This is a genomic window from Virgibacillus oceani (genome assembly GCF_014638995.1).
GTDB lineage: Bacteria > Bacillota > Bacilli > Bacillales > Amphibacillaceae > Virgibacillus_E > Virgibacillus_E oceani.
In genome coordinates, this window is record NZ_BMFR01000022.1 from 1 (window position 1) to 14,441 (window position 14,441).

Here is a 14,441-nt window from a genome sequence, read left to right on the forward strand (position 1 = left end):
ATGTTCCTGCCCTCCGGTTGATGCTCGGGCTCTTCGGTTGATGTTCCTCGCTTTCGGGTTGATGTTCCAGCCCTCCGGTTGATGCTCGGGCTCTCCGGTTGATGTCCTGGCACTTCGGGTTGATGTGCTGGCTCTCGGGTTGATGTTCCTCGCTTTCGGGTTGATGCTCGGGCTCTCCGGTTGATGTTCCTCGCTTTCGGGTTGATGTTCCTACCCTCCGGTTGATGCTCGGGCTCTCCGGTTGATGTTCCTCGCTCTCGGGTTGATGTTCCTGCCCTCCGGTTGATGCTCGGGCTCTCCGGTTGATGCTCAGCGCTTTCGGGTTGATGTTCCTGCCCTCCGGTTGATGCTCGGGCTCTTCGGTTGATGTTCCTCGCTTTCGGGTTGATGTTCCTGCCCTCCGGTTGATGCTCGGGCTCTCCGGTTGATGTCCTGGCACTTCGGGTTGATGTGCTGGCTCTCGGGTTGATGTTCCTCGCTTTCGGGTTGATGCTCGGGCTCTCCGGTTGATGCTCGGGCTCTCCGGTTGATGTTCTGGCTCTCCGGGTTGATGTGCTGGCTCTCCGGTTGATGTGCTGGCTCTCCGGTTGATGTGCTGGCTCTCCGGTTGATGTTCCTCGCTTTCGGGTTGATGTTCCTGCCCTCGGGTTGATGCTCGGGCTCTCCGGTTGATGTTCAGCGCTTTCGGGTTGATGTGCTGCTATTCGGGTTGATGTGCTGGCTCTCCGGTTGATGTGCTGGCTCTCCTGCCGATATTCACCCTCTCCCGTCGATTTTCTACTCTCCCATAAATATTCCACCCTCCCAACAATATTTAATCAAAACCATCATTACCACAACAAAACAGCAGCATTTTTCACTTTTCCAACCGTTCCACCTTTCATTCCCCAACCATTCCCCTTATAATTATCTAGACAGATTAGTGCGGATGTTTTCATATAAAGGATGTGAAAAACATGAACAATCAACATAACATTGTAAAAGTGTGTATGCTGGCGGGAAAAATTATGCTGCAGAGTGGTGCGGAGACGTATCGTGTGGAGGATACAATGAATCGAATTGCTTCTACTTTTGGGCTTCCTAATGCACAGAGCTACGCTACGCCAACTGGCATTAATTTTTCTATCGACATATCGGAAGTCACCAATTTTATGAGGATTTCAAATCGCTCAACTGATTTACATAAAATTGCAGAAGTAAATAATATTTCGCGGATGGTTGCTGCTGGAGAGATTGAATTAAAAAAGGCTCTTACAATGCTGGAAAGTGTTGATAGGGATACGCCTACGTTTTCGAGCTGGCTTCAAGTCATTGCTGCTGCTTTTGTCAGTGGATGTTTTACCATTATGTTCGGCGGGATTTGGGCTGATTTTATTCCATCGTTTGTTATCGGCGGGATGGCCTTTGCGGGAATGCTTTGGTTTGAGCGATTAGTGGAAATTCGTTTTATTGCTGAATTTTTTGCCTCGTTTATTATTGGGGTGCTAACTCTGGCATTTGTGGATAATGGCATTGGTGTCTACATGGACAAAATCATTATTGGGGCCGTCATGCCGCTTGTGCCTGGCCTGCATATTACCAATGCAGTCCGGGATTTGATGGCAGGTCACTTGGTCGCTGGCTTGTCGAAGGGTGTTGAAGCAGTATTGACCGCTTTTGCCATTGGCGCTGGGATCGCTGTCGTTTTTGGGTTATTTTGATAGTATTCGGCAAAGAGCGGGAAATGACAAACTCACATCAAACGGAAACTTTTCCACAGAAAGGAGATAATTCACATGGTAATACTTGCACAACTTGTAACAAGTTTTATCGCCGCTGCTGGTTTCGGTATTTTATTTAATGCACCACGGAGATCGCTGATTCAATGCGGGCTTGTCGGTATGCTGGGCTGGATTTTATACTATGTGCTTGTTCTGCAGGAAATGGATGTTGTTCCCGCTACTGTACTTGCAGCAATGCTTGTTGGGGGATTAAGCCAAATCTGCGCAAAAGTTTATAAAACCCCGGTTATCATCTTTATCGTATCCGGAATTATCCCGCTCGTACCTGGTGGAAGTGCATACGATGCCATGCGCAATTTTGTGGAAAACGATTATTTTACCGCAGTACAGCTGTCAGCGAAGGTTATGCTGTTGGCGGGTGGAATTGCGATTGGGCTCATGTTTTCAGAGGTTGTAAAGCAAATGATACGGAAATGGTCGTGGAAAAGGACACGTTGATTACATTTTTGATGATGATTGATATTCTGTACGGTACTTGGCTATTTCAGTCAATATTTTCATACAGCGGTCGTTTTACCCATTGTCCAGTATCCTTACAGTCATCGAAATTCCCGCTTTTCGATCACCAATATACCTCCAAACACTACAAAAAAAGAACCACCCTCCCAGGCGGCCCTTCACACAAAAAACTATGCGCTCTCCTTCTTCTTCCTTCTCGTAATCTTTCCAGTCAAATCATCAAACAATGTATAAACAACCGGAATCAATAGCAGTGTAAATATACTTGATATCGTTAATCCGAATATAATCGTAACTGCTAATGGCTGCTGTGTTTCTGCCCCTTCGCCTAGTGCTAGGGCTAATGGCACCATTCCAAGGATTGTAGTCAATGTTGTCATTAAAATAGGTCGCAAACGGCTTGGTCCCGCTTCTAAGATGGCTTCATACCTGTCAATTCCTTTTCGCCGCAAGATATTAATATAATCCACGAGTACGATGGAGTTGTTGACGACTATTCCGGCAAGCATAATTACCCCGATGAAGGCTGGTATACTTAGTGGCAGTCCTGTTACAAACAGTCCGAGCAAGACACCAATTACGGTTGCCGGCATTGCAAACATGATGATGAGCGGGAATAGGAAATTTTCAAATTGTACTGCCATTACCGCGTACACTAGGAAAATGGAAAATACCAGTGCTAGCGCTAAATCTGAGAATGACTCAGCCATGTCCTCTGCCTGCCCGCCAATGTTGTAGCTGTAGCCTTCTGGCAGATTCATGTCAGCTAATATGGCTTCAATATCTTCCACAACTCCCGCCAGGTCACGGTCGACAACCTCACTCGTAACATTCATTTGCGGCTGTTGGTTCTCCCGCTGTAATGTTACTGGTCCTTGTACCTCTTTAAATGTCGCGACAGTTTCCAGTGGGATTGCGGTTCCTGTTTGCGATTGAATCGTCATCGTTTGCAGATCACTAATTGTACTGCGTTCATCCTCAGGATACATGAGTGTGACATTCATTTCGTGGCCTTCTTCACGATATTGTGTCGCCACCTGTCCCGTGAACTGCAGTTGAATCTGACTTGTAATTTGCTGCTGTGTTAAACCATACATGGCCGCTTTTTCTTCATCAATCGAAATGGTTTGCTGTGGTACACCCGCAGCTGCTGATGATTCAGGATTATACACACCATCAACTTCAGATATCTGAGCTACGACACGATCAGCTAATTCGCGTAACACTTGATGCTCGGGACCGTTTAACTGAATTTGTACAGGGTCACCCATCCCCATTCCACCGTCCATAACACTAACGGTAAACTCCGCACCAGCAATCGTTTGGATGTCATCATTCATTTCCTGCACAATGTCTGTCGTTGTTTTTTCCCGTTCCGATGATGGGATTAGCTGCATGGTATAGGTCGCTTGATTAGCATTTCCTCCCATTGCACCGAAACCACCGCCGCCGATACTCACATAATTTGTTTCAATATCTGCTTCATACGTTGTTAATTTTTCATTAACCTGTTCGACAATGCCTTCCGTATATTCAAGCGAACTTCCAGCTGGGGCTTCCACTTGAATTTGAACCTGTCCCTGGTCTGATGAAGGAATGAATTCCGCACCAATAAATGGTATCAGCGCAAGACTTGCTGCAATTGCCGCTGCTGTACCGATTACCGTTGTTTTCCGATGCTTTAGTACCCACTTTAATACATTGCGGTAACCGTTATTAACGCGATTCATGAAACGATCAAACCAATATCTGCGTCCATTGTCTTCCATAGCCTTTGAAAGTAATTTTGACGAAAGCATTGGTACGAGCGTTACGGCAACAACAAGTGATGCAATTAGCGAGAAGGACACTGCTAAGGCAAGTGGTGTAAATAAATCCGATGCAATTCCCTCTACATAAACAATTGGCAAAAATACAACCAAGGTAGTCGTTGTTGAAGCAATAACAGCTGGTGCGAGTTCCGATGCCCCTTTTGTTGCTGCTTCAAATAAACTATAGCCGCGCTGGCGATAGGAGTATATATTTTCTAAAATAACAATGGAGCTGTCGACCATCATTCCAAGCCCCAGCGCAAGTCCTCCGAGCGTTAATACGTTCAGCGTTTCACCGGTAAAATACATTAATGTAAACGTGGAGATAATGGCAATTGGGATAGAGATGCCGATAACAATTGTTGCACGAACGCTTTTTAAAAATAACAGTAAAACCAGGATGGAAATAATCCCGCCAAGCAGGATGTTTTGCACAACAGAGCTTATCGATAGCTTAATGAATTCCGATGTATCAATAATAACATCCAGGTTTACGCCAGGTGGCAACTTATCCTGTATTTCATCCATTCCTGCCCGAACATTGTCAGCAACTTCCACCGTATTGCTGTCGGTCTTTTTCATTACGGAGAGCACAACAGATGGTTTTCCATTTACAAGAGTCGAAGTTGATGATTCTTTAAATGTATCCTTTACCTCCGCAACATCTTCTACATGAATCTTTGCACCTTTTTCCGTTTGAACAAACGTTTGTTTAATAGCATCGATTGACTCAAATTCGCCTGTGACTCGAATTTGCAGGTCCTGGTTTCCTTTTTCAACAGACCCTGCAGATGCTGACTTATTGGAACTATTCAGTGCTTGCACAAGCATTTGCGGTGAAACACCGTATTGCTGCAATTTTGCCTGATCCAGAATAAGCTGGATTTCACGTTCTTTTCCGCCTTCAACGGTTACAGATGCGACACCGCCCTGGCGTTCAAAGAATGGTACAAGCTGCTCATCCGCAATTTGTGTTAGTGCTGCTGGGTCTTTACCGGTCAGACCAACCCAGATAACTGGCAATTGATCCGGGCTGAACCGGAGAACGCTTGGATCACCCGCACCTTCTGGCAGCATTCCTTTTACTTGATCGATTTTTTCCCTTACGTCGAGTAATGCCTGATCAAGATCGGTTCCATTTTTAAACATCATCATCACTAGTGAGGACCCAGCCTGGGATTGTGATTGAACCGTTTCAATACCCTCAACCGAACTGACGGATGACTCGATTGGCCGGCTGACTAGGTTTTCAACTTCCTGTGGTGCTGCGTCATTATATGTAGTTGCGACAACCGCGATGGGCAGATCAATCTTTGGAAATAGATCGATAACAAGGCTTCGAACAGATACGAAGCCTAATGCTAATATCGCAAGCACAATCATGATGACACCAACTGGACGTTTGACGGAGGTGTTAACTAACTTCACGATTTATTCCCCGCTTTCACAACGTTCACTTTGCTGCCATCTGCTAGTGTCAGCTGACCGCTTGTTACAACCTGGTCCCCTTTTTTCACTTCACCTTCAATGGCTGTCTTATCTGATTGTGTTTCCTTCACGGTTACATTTATTTTTGCAGCTTTATCATTGTTAACTACATAAACAAACGATTCGCCGCTTTCTTCTACAATTGCTTCTGTTGGTACAATAATTGCATCCTTAACTTTTTGCTCCGGGACATGCAGCACGGCAAAAGACCCTGGTAAAATTTCAGCATCCTCATTGTCCATTGCTGCTTCAATCGAGTATAAGCCAGTTTCGTTTGGCAATGACCCAATTGACGTTACCTTCGCCTCATGCTTTTCCCCGTCTATAACAGCATTATATGTTTCTTCTTTTTCGAGCAATGCCAGGTCATCTCCCGTAACATTAAATTGCAGGCTCAATGAACGTAAATCGGCAATTACGGCTAGCGGTTCCGAATTAGAAACTACCGATCCCTCATCAGCAGATAATTTGGCAACCTGCCCCGCTTTTGGTGCATAAATATTTCTTCCTGCAATGGTTGCAATTAAATCATTCTCATCCACTGTGTTTCCATTTTCCACTTCAAGGCTGGTAATTTCACCAGGCACCTGCACCATTACGGGTGTCTGTGAAGCCGGTTGAGTTCGACCATAAATCTCCTTTTCAATAACTAAGTCCTCTTGAATCGCTTGTGCAGTTTCCACAGGTGTAATACGGTCTTTTTTGTCCTTGTTTGTTTCATCCTCCTGATTGCATGCAGTAAGCAGTCCGGTAAAAATCACTGCAATTGCAAGTAAAACAATTTTTTTCATAATGGGTATGTACTCCTCTTTTCCTTTTTTAAAACGCTATGTCACCAAGAAGTGCAATCTTTGAATATTTCAGCTTCATATGTTATATCTTTCTCATCATACGGGCAGCGGGGTAAAATGGTTTCACTTTATTACCTTAACCTTTCTACATCATAAGTGTTTTGCCTTGTATGAAGCAAGGTTATAGTGTGAATTTTTTATTTACTTTTGGAGAAGCGGAAATAATGCACGTTCTGGAGTTTTTTTTCAAGAAGGAGTACTAAAGATTGCTGGAAATTATGTCGAAATAAGGGGGAAGGTCACAAATTAGGGGTGATTACATGGATGTAGCAGCAATGTCTGTTGTAATGGCAAATACGCAGGTACGAGCCGATGCAAGCTTAGCTGTTATGAGTAAGGTAAAGGGTCTTATGGAGCAGCAAGGACAGCAATTGATGGAATTGCTTCAACAATCAGGGCCACGTGCACCGCATCCAACTTTAGGCAATGTGGTTGATTTGGAAGTGTAGCATATTTGTGCTCCTGGGTCAGACGAAATCCCCTGCAGTACAGGGGATTTCATCCAGGCAATTATAATGATGACTTATTGATTTTTATTATCATCTTTTAGCAAGTCGTCGTTATTGTTATTATCATTGTTGTTGCCATTGCCGTTGCCGTTATCTCCATTCATGTCGCCATTCATATCCCCATTTTGGTCACCATTCAAATCACCGTTATCATCCTGAAGGTCTCCACCCTGATCATCATTTAAATCTTGATCACCATTGTCCTCCTGGTTAAGTGGTGCCTCATCGTCCTCTACCGGGTCCCCATTGTCATTGTTACCACATGCAGCGACAAGTGACAATGCCAAAATTGGAGCGCCAAACTTTATTAGCAATTTCCTTTTCATTGTTAAATTCCTCCTTTAATCGTTCACTTTCAGCCTTAGCTTAACCATTTTTTTTAATGTGATACTAATAAAGAAGAGAAATTTTATATAGTTACATTTTTACTTGGATGCCCGCAAGTTTTTAAAATTTAAAATCCCCTATACGAAAGATGTACAGGGGATTAATCAAACATTATTTAATTGCAAAGGTGATTTCCGCTTCACAGGCAACTTCGCCATCAACGGTTGCAACACCTTTACCCTTTCCGATCGGTCCTTTTAAACGCAGGATTTCCACTTCAAGCTTCAGCTGATCCCCAGGTTTGACCTGACGCTTAAATCGGCATTTATCAAGTCCAGCCAAAAAACCAATTTTTCCTTCGTTTTCTTCCTTGCTAAGCATCGCGATTGCACCAGTCTGCGCAAGCGCCTCAACAATTAACACACCTGGCATAACTGGGTAGTCCGGAAAATGTCCTTGGAAAAACGGTTCATTAATGGAAACATTTTTTATTCCAGCAACGCGTTTACCCTCTTCCATTTCTGTTACCTTGTCCACTAATAAAAACGGGTAACGATGTGGTATCGTATCTTTTATTTCCTGAATGTCCATTTAAAACGCTCCTTTAAGAAATGTATATGTATAGCTTTTCCACCATTATAACAGAGAAAAGTTTCACCTGGATGAAATAGAGGAATTTCTAAATAAAGATATAAAATGATATTAAAAGAATCCTGTATACAACTAAAGTAGGATGCAAAAAGTAACAGAAAGGAGGACACATATCATGCTTTGGACCATTATTGTAATTCTGATTGTTTTATGGGCACTGGGATTTTTATTCAAAATCGCCGGCGGACTTGTGCACGTATTACTTGTTATTGCATTAATCGTTTTGATTATACGATTAATTTTTGGGAAACGCGAGCATTAATAAAGCATGGTTGCACAAACACAGCAACCATGCTTTTCTTATTATTTTTCTTTTTTAACAATATCGATAATATGCTGCCATGTATCCATTTCCAAAACGTCTGAAGGTTTCCCGTCACCGATAACACCATACCCGACCATTAATCCGACAACCAAGGCAACAGCACAAAAAATAAGAACGACAATAATTCGCAGCCAAATTGGAAAAATACGGCGTCTTGGTTTCTTGTTTAATCGTTTCTCTTCTTTTTGCTTCTTCTTTTGTTGTTTACGGGTTACAACATCAGTTTCTGCACCTGCGTCAATTTGTTTTTCTTCCTTTTGCTTCTGCTTTCTGCGGGCTGCGTTTCCGGTTTCGTTTTCTTTTTCTGTTTTTGGCTTCCTCTTAAGCTTGTTTTCATATATATCTTTAAGCTTATTTTTGAGTTTTTTCAACAAATCTTTCAGTTGTTTTAAACCCCTTTTTGGCTGCTCTTCTACAGCGGCTTTTTCGGATTGGTTTGTCGACATGGTTTGTTTCTCCTTATTCCCTTGCATCTATATAATGAAATCATTACTGACAAATTTCATATGACAACTATAGTGTATTTTTATGCTTTTCGTCAACACTGTTAGCGAAGCTGGTTAACGAGCCCCATCATTTGATCACTCATTGAAATCGTTCTAGCATTAAATTGATAGGAACGCTGCGTCATAATCATGTCAGTCATTTGCTTGGAAATATCAACATTCGAATGCTCAAGTGCACCGCTTTTCAATTTATCCGAATTTGGATTTGCAGCTTGAATGATTTCATTAAAATTAAAATTCAATTCATTAAGATCAGGAAGACGGAAATTATTTTGTCCAGTAGCTTCCAACAGCCTTGGCCGAACTGCTTCGACAATATCCAAGTGACCAACTGTTTCAGATAGTTCCCCGCGTCTGACAACAATTTGTCCATTTGGCTGAATCGTAATGTCATCAAATCCATCCGCAAACATGATTGGACCATTTTCGCCTAAAACCGGATCACCATCTTTTGTTGTAAGCATAACGGCCTGATTATTGTTAATCGGGCTTAAATAAAAGGATCCATCCCGGGTATAGCGCGTTTCCGTAACTCCATTTTCAGTAACTTGAACTTGAAAAAGATGATTCTTTTCAAGCAATGCCGCATCAAGTGCACGATCCGTTTCCTTTATCGCACCGGGGGTCAGGTCAATATTTACTGATCCAAGTCTTGCACCTGATCCAATCCTTACACCATCAGGGGTCAGTCTGCCTTCAGCATTGGCAGGATTTGTCATGTTGTCAATTTGCTGAAACAATAATGATGCAAAATCTGCCTGCCGATTTTTGTAGCCAGGTGTTTGACTGTTAGCCATGTTATGCCCAATCACATCAAGCTTATTTTGCAGCTGATTCATCGTTACGGCTGCTTGTATCATCGTTCTTGACATAAAATCCCCTCCTAGCCTAATCGCGCAATTTCGTTTACTGCTTTACCCATACTCTCATCATACGCTTTCAAAACACGCTGATTCGTTTCAAACATGCGGTACGATTCCATCATTTGCGTCATTGCCTGTAGTGAGTCAACGTTTGAACGCTCCAGAAAACCCTGCTGCAATGTAAATGTGGCCCCATTTGGTACAGCGCCTGCATCACCTGCAAACAGACCATTTCCTTCTTTCACCAATTCATTGGCATTTGCCGCATAAGCAATGCCTAATGGAATCGTTTGCCCTTCCGCTTGCAGGAATCCATCCTGTGTAACGGTGAAATCCATTCCATTTGTTTGGATTGGATTACCCGCTTGATCCAAAACATAATATCCTTGGTCCGTTACTAAAAAGCCTTGTCCATCAACGGTAAAATTGCCATTTCTTGTATAGCGTGCTTCCCCGTCCTCATTTTGCACAGTAAAAAACAAGCTGCCTGTTTCATCCGGTAATGCCCCATTAATCAATGCCATGTCGGTCGAGATACCTGTCTCCCGTACATCCCCTTGCATATAGTTCGGCACTAATTCCTGAACATAAACTCCCGTGTTCAATGCACCGATTGGATTTTGTACGGGAAGATTCAGCCCGCCATTTACCGTTGGAATATTTTTTGTCCCCATTTGCTGCATCAATAGTTCCGGAAATGCACGCAATGTTGGCTGATCTGCTTTATATCCAGGCGTATTTGCATTGGCAATGTTATTAGAAAGTGCTTCTTGGCGCCGCTGTTGAGCCAGCATACCACTAGCCGCGGTATAAAATCCTCTAAGCAAGACGTTCATCTCCTTTATTGGCGAGTTTAGGAAATTTTAAAATAGGGTGAGTTAAAAGTTAAACGATTTTACGACGTTCAATTTTATCAATATTTTCAAGCATAATACCTGTACCTTTAGCAACACAATTCATTGGCTCTTCCGCCATAAATACAGGAACCTTTAATTCTTCCGCTAACAGCTGATCAATTCCATGAATCAATGCACCGCCGCCGGTTAAAATTACGCCACGATCGATAATATCTGCGGACAATTCTGGCGGTGTGTTCTCAAGCACTGCTTTTGCCCCTTGTGTAATCAGTGAAACAGATTCGCGCAACGCTTCTGCAATTTCATCCGAATACACAGTAATAGTGCGTGGCAAACCAGAAACCATATCACGCCCGCGGATATCCATTTCTTCTTTACGTGAATTTTTAAAAACAGTTGCAACGTTAATCTTAATGTCCTCCGCAGTACGTTCACCGATTAGCAGTTTGTATTTTTTCTTTATGTACTGAAGTATTTCCACATCAAACTTATCACCAGCCATTTTAATTGACCGGGCTGTTACGATATCCCCCATTGAAAGGACCGCAACATCTGTTGTACCGCCGCCGATATCAACGACCATATTTCCGCTTGGCTGATAAATTTCCATACCAGCACCAATTGCCGCAACCTTTGGCTCTTCCTCAAGGTAAACCTTCTTGCCGCCGGATTTCTCAGCAGCTTCTTTAATCGCCTTTTGCTCAACCTTCGTAATATTTGTCGGGCAGCAAATCAGCATTCTCGGTTTAGACAAAAATCCACGTACATTAATTTTATTTATAAAATGTTTTAACATCGCTTCTGTAACATCAAAGTCAGCAATAACGCCATCTTTCAATGGACGAATGGCTTCAATATTTCCTGGTGTACGCCCGACCATACGGCGAGCCGCTTCTCCAACTTCAAGAACCTTGCCTGTCGTACGATCCATCGCAACAACTGACGGCTCATTCAAAACAATTCCTTTACCTTTAACGTGAATCAACACATTGGCAGTTCCAAGGTCAATTCCGATATCCCTAGAAAACATGTATCTAGATCCTCCCTGCTACATTCTCTTCTCGCAATATGTAAACGAACACAATGCTACTAATATAATATTTTACCACAAAATTCAACAATTAACTGCAAATAGAGGAAAAAAGTTGGATAAATTTTGTAGGATGGTGGTGGGGGTTCTGGTTATTGGGATGATGTTCTGGTTTTCGGGTTGATGTTCTTGATTTTGGGTTGATACTCTCGCTCTCGGGTTGATGTTCTCGCTCTCCGGTTGATGCTCTCGCTTTCGGGTTGATGTTCGCGCCCTCGGGTTGATGTTCCCGCTCTCGGGTTGATGCTCTCGCTCTCGGGTTGATGTTCGCGCCCTCGGGTTGATGTTCGAGCACTCAGGTTGATGTTCCCGCTCTCGGGTTGATGCTCTCGCTCTCGGGTTGATGCTCTCGCTCTCGGGTTGATGTTCTCGCCCTCGGGTTGATGTTCCCGCTCTCGGGTTGATGTTCGAGCACTCGGGTTTGATGTTCGCTCGGGTTGATGTTCTCGCTCTCGGGTTGATGTTCGCTCTCTTGGGTTGATGTTCGCTCTCTCGGGTTGATGTTCCCGCCCTCGGGTTGATGTTCTCGCTCTCGGGTTGATGCTCTCGCTCTCGGGTTGATGCTCTCGCTCTCGGGTTGATGCTCTCGCTTTCGGGTTGATGTTCGCGCCCTCGGGTTGATGTTCCCGCTCTCGGGTTGATGCTCTCGCTCTCGGGTTGATGTTCGCGCCCTCGGGTTGATGTTCCCGCTCTCGGGTTGATGTTCTCGCTCTCCGGTTGATGTTCCCGCTCTCCGGTTGATGTTCCCGCTCTCGGGTTGATGTTCGCGCCCTCTGGTTGATGTTCCCGCTCTCGGGTTGATGTTCACACTAACGGATTGATATTCCCTCTCTTAAGATGATGTTTTAATTATACAAAAAAATTTTTTATATAAAATAAAAGGGTTTTGCTAAATTATGTCGAACTATATACCTAGACTACAAAAAAGGAGTGAATATATTTGTTCGCTGAATACCGTACTAAACCGTATGTAATTTTATGTTATGAAGCATTATTCCGATGCCTCCTGGAAAGATATCGTACAAATGAAATACTTATTGCGGATTATAACCGATACTACGCTGGATTCCGTGGAGAAAAGGATGTTGATTATAAACTGGCACTATATCCCCACAATGACTTCTTGATCCATCCTGATATTCGATTAAAAAACTTCAACCATTATTTTCAAATTGACACATTAATATTAACCAAAAAGTTCTTTTGTATATTGGAAATTAAGAATATTTCTGGAGAACTCGAGTATGATCCCGTGCTCCGGCAATTAATTCAAAAAAAGGGTGAAGTCGAAAATGGTTATAAGGATCCAATACTTCAGGCTGAAGCACAAAAGGTGAATCTGGTAACATGGCTACAAAAATTTAATATAAACATACCTGTCGAAACCATTTCTGTTATAAGTAATCCCTCCACCATAATCCGAATTAAGGAAGGAGATACTGAAATTTATAACAAGTTAATTCATGCAGAAAGCCTACATGAACACTTAGATAAGTTATCCTTGAAATATACGAAAGATGTTTTGACCAAATCAACAATTAATAAAATTAGTAACACAATATTGAATGAAAACACTCCGTACCTCCCTAATTTATTTAAAACCTATAATATATCGGAACATCATCTCATAAAAGGAATTCAGTGCCCCAACTGCCAACACTATCCAATAAACCGTTTATATAAAAAATGGTTTTGTCCAAAATGCTCTACAATTAATCATAAAGCACATGAACGCGTTATTTTGGACTATTTTCTCCTTTATAAAAACACAATCACAAATAAAAAATGCAGGCAATTACTTCAAATCACGTCTGGGAGAACAGCATATGTTATATTAAATTCAATGAAATTAAGCCAAACTGGTAAAAATAGCGCTAGAGAATACCACGCTCCTTTGTTAAAAAACTTCCCTCAAAACTCTGATTTTCTTAGCAGGAACAGATCAATACTCGATTTTAATAATAAAAATAAAAGCGAAATAGAAGATAAGTTTTATTTAAATTAGTGCGTTGGTTTTGCACTTGGGGATGATACCTACTGCTTTCCGGTTGATGTTCTCTCCCTTGGGTTGATGTTCCTCTTTTCCGGTTGATGTTCTCTCCCTGGGGTTGATGTTCCTCTTTTCCGGTTGATGTTCTCTCTCTGGTGTTGATGTTCCCCTTTTCCGGTTGATGTTCTCTCACTGGGGTTGATGCTCCCCTTTTCCGGTTGATGTTCTCTCCCTGGGGTTGATGCTCCTCTTTTCCGGTTGATGTTCTCTCCCTGGGGTTGATGCTCCCCTTTTCCGGTTGATGTTCTCCCCCTGGGATTGATGCTCCCCTTTTCCGGTTGATGTTCTCTCCCTGGGGTTGATGCTCCCCTTTTCCGGTTGATGTTCCCCTAACGATTGATGTTCTCGCTCTGGAATTGATATTCTCCTGCTCTCCCGCCGATACTCCCTCCAATAAACCACCAACACCCGAAAACCCAGCCTCAACGGCTGGGTTTTCGGTAACGCCTTCTTCATGTGGATTTTCTGCTACTAAGGATTAGCTAAGTACATCATTCGTTCACAACTGTATTAATTTTTTTGCCATCACCTCCTTTATGGAAGCATCAAGCCTATTATCCGACAGGCTCTATTGTTGATTCTTTGCTTGCTGGGTCAATTTTGTATTTTTTTCGAGTTGCTTCGCCTCCGCGGAGATGGCGGATTGATTTGTGGTATTCCAGAATATCTTTTACCTGGTTTGCTAATTCTGGGTTTATTTCCGGTAAACGCTCTGTTAAATCTTTGTGGACAGTGCTCTTTGAAACACCAAATTCTTTTGCTATCATACGGACGGTCATTTTCGTCTCGACGACATGTCTCCCTATCCTGATAGTCCTCTCCTTGATGTAATCGTGCACACCGTTCGCCTCCCTAAGTTGTCTATTTCCGAGG

Annotated in this window: 15 protein-coding genes; 5 read left to right on the forward strand and 10 right to left on the reverse strand. The window is 42.9% G+C overall.

Going from position 1 to position 14,441, the window contains the following annotated elements:
- The first annotated feature begins 956 nt into the window (after nucleotides 1–956).
- Together IEV74_RS17345 and IEV74_RS17350 are read left to right on the forward strand one after the other, a co-directional pair.
- A complete protein-coding gene (locus IEV74_RS17345) occupies nucleotides 957–1,700 on the forward strand; it encodes a threonine/serine exporter family protein (RefSeq protein ID WP_188456637.1) in 744 nt (247 codons plus the stop codon).
- Nucleotides 1,701–1,775: 75 nt separating this feature from the next.
- Nucleotides 1,776–2,219 carry a threonine/serine exporter family protein gene (locus IEV74_RS17350; RefSeq protein WP_188456638.1) on the forward strand — a complete coding sequence of 148 codons (444 nt, stop codon included), beginning with the start codon at nucleotides 1,776–1,778 and terminating at the stop codon, nucleotides 2,217–2,219.
- Nucleotides 2,220–2,410: 191 nt separating this feature from the next.
- Here IEV74_RS17350 and IEV74_RS17355 read toward each other — a convergent pair whose 3' ends face one another.
- A complete protein-coding gene (locus IEV74_RS17355) occupies nucleotides 2,411–5,479 on the reverse strand; it encodes an efflux RND transporter permease subunit (protein ID WP_188456639.1) in 3,069 nt (1,022 codons plus the stop codon).
- Nucleotides 5,476–6,330 carry an efflux RND transporter periplasmic adaptor subunit gene (locus IEV74_RS17360; RefSeq protein WP_188456640.1) on the reverse strand — a complete coding sequence of 285 codons (855 nt, stop codon included), beginning with the start codon at nucleotides 6,328–6,330 and terminating at the stop codon, nucleotides 5,476–5,478. The genes IEV74_RS17355 and IEV74_RS17360 overlap by 4 nt, the downstream gene beginning before the upstream one ends.
- 320 nt (nucleotides 6,331–6,650) lie before the next feature.
- Between IEV74_RS17360 and IEV74_RS17365 the strand changes: the two genes are divergently transcribed.
- On the forward strand, nucleotides 6,651–6,839 hold the full coding sequence (locus tag IEV74_RS17365; protein ID WP_188456641.1) for a YjfB family protein: 189 nt from the start codon (nucleotides 6,651–6,653) through the stop codon (nucleotides 6,837–6,839).
- A gap of 74 nt (nucleotides 6,840–6,913) precedes the next feature.
- Here the strand turns inward: IEV74_RS17365 and IEV74_RS17370 are convergent, their stop codons facing one another.
- On the reverse strand, nucleotides 6,914–7,225 hold the full coding sequence (locus IEV74_RS17370; RefSeq protein WP_188456642.1) for a hypothetical protein: 312 nt from the start codon (nucleotides 7,223–7,225) through the stop codon (nucleotides 6,914–6,916).
- Nucleotides 7,226–7,397: 172 nt separating this feature from the next.
- Entirely contained in the window at nucleotides 7,398–7,817 is a 420-nt protein-coding gene (gene fabZ / locus IEV74_RS17375; protein ID WP_188456643.1) for a 3-hydroxyacyl-ACP dehydratase FabZ, read from the reverse strand.
- A 175-nt stretch (nucleotides 7,818–7,992) separates the two neighbouring features.
- On the opposite strand from fabZ, the gene IEV74_RS17380 reads away from it, so the two are divergent.
- Nucleotides 7,993–8,139 carry a lmo0937 family membrane protein gene (locus tag IEV74_RS17380; RefSeq protein WP_188456644.1) on the forward strand — a complete coding sequence of 49 codons (147 nt, stop codon included), beginning with the start codon at nucleotides 7,993–7,995 and terminating at the stop codon, nucleotides 8,137–8,139.
- A 41-nt stretch (nucleotides 8,140–8,180) separates the two neighbouring features.
- Here IEV74_RS17380 and IEV74_RS19960 read toward each other — a convergent pair whose 3' ends face one another.
- From IEV74_RS19960 to IEV74_RS17400, 4 genes are all read right to left on the reverse strand, one after another.
- Nucleotides 8,181–8,648 carry a DNA-directed RNA polymerase subunit beta gene (locus tag IEV74_RS19960; protein WP_188456645.1) on the reverse strand — a complete coding sequence of 156 codons (468 nt, stop codon included), beginning with the start codon at nucleotides 8,646–8,648 and terminating at the stop codon, nucleotides 8,181–8,183.
- Between the two features lie 101 nt (nucleotides 8,649–8,749).
- Complete coding sequence (locus tag IEV74_RS17390) at nucleotides 8,750–9,580, reverse strand: flagellar hook-basal body protein (protein ID WP_188456646.1); 831 nt, start codon at nucleotides 9,578–9,580, stop codon at nucleotides 8,750–8,752.
- An 11-nt stretch (nucleotides 9,581–9,591) separates the two neighbouring features.
- On the reverse strand, nucleotides 9,592–10,398 hold the full coding sequence (locus tag IEV74_RS17395; RefSeq protein WP_188456647.1) for a flagellar hook-basal body protein: 807 nt from the start codon (nucleotides 10,396–10,398) through the stop codon (nucleotides 9,592–9,594).
- Nucleotides 10,399–10,456: 58 nt separating this feature from the next.
- Nucleotides 10,457–11,458 (reverse strand): rod shape-determining protein, encoded by a 1,002-nt coding sequence (locus IEV74_RS17400; RefSeq protein ID WP_188456648.1) that lies wholly within the window; start codon nucleotides 11,456–11,458, stop codon nucleotides 10,457–10,459.
- A gap of 1,000 nt (nucleotides 11,459–12,458) precedes the next feature.
- Between IEV74_RS17400 and IEV74_RS17405 the strand changes: the two genes are divergently transcribed.
- Nucleotides 12,459–13,523: a nuclease-related domain-containing protein gene (locus IEV74_RS17405; protein ID WP_229683236.1), complete on the forward strand. Its 1,065-nt coding sequence runs from the start codon at nucleotides 12,459–12,461 to the stop codon at nucleotides 13,521–13,523.
- A 174-nt stretch (nucleotides 13,524–13,697) separates the two neighbouring features.
- On the opposite strand, the gene IEV74_RS17410 is transcribed toward IEV74_RS17405, so the two are convergent.
- Nucleotides 13,698–14,024, reverse strand: coding sequence for a hypothetical protein (locus IEV74_RS17410; RefSeq protein WP_188456649.1), 327 nt, complete (start codon nucleotides 14,022–14,024; stop codon nucleotides 13,698–13,700).
- Nucleotides 14,025–14,122: 98 nt separating this feature from the next.
- Nucleotides 14,123–14,407: a sporulation transcriptional regulator SpoIIID gene (gene spoIIID / locus IEV74_RS17415; RefSeq protein ID WP_188456650.1), complete on the reverse strand. Its 285-nt coding sequence runs from the start codon at nucleotides 14,405–14,407 to the stop codon at nucleotides 14,123–14,125.
- Between the last annotated feature and the right edge of the window lie 34 nt (nucleotides 14,408–14,441).

Coding starts and splice junctions, on each gene's coding strand:
- IEV74_RS17345 (WP_188456637.1), top strand. CDS start 957: ATGAACAATCAACATAACATTGTAAAAGTGTGTATGCTGGCGGGAAAA.
- IEV74_RS17350 (WP_188456638.1), top strand. CDS start 1,776: ATGGTAATACTTGCACAACTTGTAACAAGTTTTATCGCCGCTGCTGGT.
- IEV74_RS17360 (WP_188456640.1), bottom strand. CDS start 6,330: ATGAAAAAAATTGTTTTACTTGCAATTGCAGTGATTTTTACCGGACTG.
- IEV74_RS17365 (WP_188456641.1), top strand. CDS start 6,651: ATGGATGTAGCAGCAATGTCTGTTGTAATGGCAAATACGCAGGTACGA.
- IEV74_RS17370 (WP_188456642.1), bottom strand. CDS start 7,225: ATGAAAAGGAAATTGCTAATAAAGTTTGGCGCTCCAATTTTGGCATTG.
- fabZ (WP_188456643.1), bottom strand. CDS start 7,817: ATGGACATTCAGGAAATAAAAGATACGATACCACATCGTTACCCGTTT.
- IEV74_RS17380 (WP_188456644.1), top strand. CDS start 7,993: ATGCTTTGGACCATTATTGTAATTCTGATTGTTTTATGGGCACTGGGA.
- IEV74_RS19960 (WP_188456645.1), bottom strand. CDS start 8,648: ATGTCGACAAACCAATCCGAAAAAGCCGCTGTAGAAGAGCAGCCAAAA.
- IEV74_RS17390 (WP_188456646.1), bottom strand. CDS start 9,580: ATGTCAAGAACGATGATACAAGCAGCCGTAACGATGAATCAGCTGCAA.
- IEV74_RS17400 (WP_188456648.1), bottom strand. CDS start 11,458: ATGTTTTCTAGGGATATCGGAATTGACCTTGGAACTGCCAATGTGTTG.
- IEV74_RS17410 (WP_188456649.1), bottom strand. CDS start 14,024: ATGAAGAAGGCGTTACCGAAAACCCAGCCGTTGAGGCTGGGTTTTCGG.